The organism is Micromonospora sp. 4G55, from assembly GCF_016803375.1.
The window spans coordinates 1-3,462 of sequence record NZ_JAEVHN010000642.1 but is presented as its reverse complement, the minus strand read 5'-3'; the positions used below and the strand labels follow the sequence as shown (position 1 = coordinate 3,462).

Annotated in this window: 2 protein-coding genes; both read left to right on the top strand. The window is 76.0% G+C overall.

The annotated features are described in order from the left end of the window. The coding region (locus JNW89_RS31550; protein ID WP_375155171.1) for a glycoside hydrolase family 3 N-terminal domain-containing protein at nt 1-2,209 on the top strand (2,209 nt) is incomplete at its 5' end. A 90-nt stretch (nt 2,210-2,299) separates the two neighbouring features. Next, nucleotides 2,300-3,442: a glycosyltransferase family 2 protein gene (locus JNW89_RS31545; protein ID WP_238451846.1), complete on the top strand. Its 1,143-nt coding sequence runs from the start codon at nt 2,300-2,302 to the stop codon at nt 3,440-3,442. Nucleotides 3,443-3,462: the final 20 nt, after the last annotated feature.

Sequence of the window (3,462 nt, the reverse complement as noted above, 5' to 3'; positions counted from 1 at the left end):
CGGGGCCGCGCCCGTCGAGCGGTTCGCCATGGTCGCCCCGGATGACCGGGACCGGCTGCCCGCCGGGCTGGAGGACGCGTACCCGCTGACCCGGATGCAGCAGGGCATGCTCTACGAGCTGCTCGCCGACGCCGGCAAGGGCGCGTACCACAACGTGACCAGCTTCCGGGTGCAGGAGCCGGCCGGCTTCGACGCCGCCGCCATGCAGGCCGCCGCGGACGCGGTCGTGGCCCGCTACGAGATCCTGCGCACCGGTTTCGACTGGAGTTCGTACGAGGAGCCGCTGCAGCTTGTGCACCCGCGTGCCGAGCTGCCGGTGGGCGTGGACGACCTGCGCGGCCTCGACGAGGCCGGCCAGGCGGAGCGGGTTCGGGAACACCTGCATGCCGAGGCGGTGCGCTGGTTCGAGCTGGCCGCGCCGCCGCTGATCCGGCTGCACGTGCACGTGCTCAACGACGCCGAGTACCGGCTCACCATCACCGACTGCCACGCCGTGCTGGACGGCTGGAGCCTCACCTCGCTCATCGCCGAGCTGGTCGACCGGCACCGCCGCGCGGTCACCGGCGCGGGGGAGGAGCCGGCCGGCGTCCCGGTGCCCCGCTTCGCCGAGTACGTCGCGCTGGAGCGCGCCGCGATGGCCGACCCGGCCGCCCGGGCCGCCGCGCTGGTCGGCACGCTCGCCGACGAGGACCTGGTCGGCCAGGTGCTGATGCCCTACGCGTACGGCAGCTCCGCCACCCACGTCACGGCCGCCTCGGCCGCCGGCAACCGTGCCCTCGCCGGGGTCGACACCCCCGCGGAGATGGTCGCCAGGTACCGCCTCGGCGGGGTGATCCTGGTCGGCTTCAGCGCCGACGACCCGACCTCCGGCAACCAGGCCACCACCAACGTCGACAACCCGGCCCAGGTGCGCGACCTCACCACCGGGCTGCGCGCCGCCGCGGCGAAGCTCCCCACCGGGGCGGCGCCCTTCCTGATCGGCACCGACCAGGAGTACGGCGTGGTGACCCGGATCACCGACGGGGTGACCACCCTGCCCAGCGCGCTCGCGGCCGGGGCGGCCGACGACCCGGCGCTGACCGAGGCCGCCTGGCGCGCCGCCGGCGCCGAGCTGGCCGCGATGGGGATCAACCTGGACTTCGCCCCGGTCGCCGACGTGCTGGCCACCCGCAGCACGGTGATCGGCTCCCGCTCCTTCGGCGCCGACCCGAAGCGGGCGTCCGCCCAGGTCGCCGGCGCGGTGAAGGGCCTGCAGAGCGCCGGCGTCGCGGCCAGCGTCAAGCACTTCCCGGGCCACGGGCTCAGCGCCGCCGACTCGCACAAGGACCTGCCGGTGATCGGCCAGCCGCGCAAGGAACTCGACGCCACCGCGTTCCCGCCGTTCACCGCCGGCATCGACGCCGGGGCGATGGCGGTGATGTCGGCCCACCTCGACGTCAAGGCGGTCGACCCGGGCACCCCGGCCACCTTCTCCCGCAAGCTCCTCACCGACGTGCTGCGCGGGCAGCTCGGCTTCCGGGGCGTGGTGATCACCGACGGGATGAACATGGCGCCGGCCAAGCGCTGGGCGCCGGGCGAGGCCGCGGTCCGGGCGCTGCTGGCCGGCAACGACCTGATCCTGATGACGCCGCACGTCGGCCAGGCGTACGACGGGCTGCTCGCCGCGCTGCGCGACGGGTCGCTGCCCCGACCCCGGCTGGTCGAGGCGGCCACCCGGGTGCTGACCATGAAGTTCCAGCTCGCCGACCGGCCCGCCCCGGCGATGTCCACGCTGAACAGCGCCGAGCACCGCAAGGCGGCGCAGGACCTCGCCGCGGCGGCGGTGACCGTGCTGCGCGGCTCCTGCGGCGCCCCGGTCCGCGGCCCGGTGACCATCACCTCCTCCGCCGGCCGGGACCACACCCGGGCCGCGCTGACCGAGGCGCTCACCGCGGCCGGGGTGCGGGTGGTGCCGAGCGGCGGCACCAAGGTGCACCTGGTCGGCTACGGCGACGGCACGGACGACCTGAGCGCCGACGCGGCGGTGACGGTGGCCATGGACACCCCGTACGTGCTGGAGAAGGCGAAGTCGCCGACCCTGCTGGCCACCTACTCCTCCAGCCGTACGTCGATGACCGCCCTCGCCGACGTGCTCGCCGGCCGGCAGCGGCCGGGCGGCCGGTCGCCGGTGCGGGTGCCGGGGCTGCCGGCCACCACCTGCGCGGCCTGAGGTCCCCCGCGACCGGCCCGGACTATGCCCGTCCGGCTGATAGCGTGCGGTGGTCCACCAGGGGAAAGACGCGCGGGAGGGGCGAGCGCCGTGACGCGACCGGAGCCGGCCCTCTCGGTGGTGGTGCCGATGTTCGACGAGGAGAGCGTCCTGCCGCTGTTCGCCCGGCGGCTGCGCGCGGTCCTCGACGCCCTCGGCGAGGCGTACGAGGTGGTGGCCGTCGACGACGGCAGCACCGACGGCACCGGGGCCGGGTTGGCCGCGCTGCGCGCCGGCTGGCCCCAGCTGCGGGTGTTGCGGCTGCGCCGCAACAGCGGCCACCAGGCGGCCCTGGTCGCCGGGGTGCTCCGGGCCCGTGGCCGGTACGTGGTCAGCATCGACGCCGACCTCCAGGACCCGCCGGAGTCGATCGTCGAGATGCTCCGCCTCGCCCGCGCCGAGGACCTCGACATCGTCTACGGCGTCCGGGCCGACCGCCGCACCGACAGCGCGTTCAAGCGGTGGACCGCGGCCGGCTACTACCGGCTGATGCGCCGTCTGGTCGGCAAGCAGGTGCCCGCCCAGGCCGGCGACTTCCGGCTGCTCAGCCGCGCCGCGGTCGAGGCGCTGCGGGAGCTGCCCGAGCGCAGCCCGGTGCTGCGGCTGGTGGTGCCCTGGCTCGGCTTCCCCAGCGGCGAGGTCAGCTACCAGCGCGACGAGCGGGCCGCCGGCCGGACGAAGTACCCGCTGTCCCGGATGGCCGGGCTGGCCGCCGAGAGCGTCACCAGCTTCTCCGCCGCGCCGCTGCGCTTCGCCACCTGGCTCGGGCTGGCCGGGGTGGCGGTCTGCGGGGTGCTGGTGGTGGTGGCCGTCCTCGCCTGGCTGGCTGGGTCCACCGTCTCCGGCTGGCCCTCGCTCTACGTGGCGGTGCTCTTCCTCGGCGCCGTGCAACTGCTCTGCCTCGGCCTGCTCGGCGAGTACGTGGCCCGGATCTACACCGCCGTGCAGGGCCGCCCGGCCTACTTCGTCGCCGCCGACAGCGCCGACGAACCCGCCGCCGACAGCGCCGACGAACCCGTCGCCGACAGCGCCGACGAACCCGGCGTCGACAGCGCCGACGAACCCGACGTCGACGGACCCGTCGCCGGGAGCGCGGACGGAGCTGCCGCCGGACCGGCCGCCGACGGGACCGCCGGATCGGCGGAGGCCGCCGGACCGGCCGGCGCGGGCGAGCTGGCCGACAGCCTGCGGTGACCGCCCTCGCCACCGGCGAC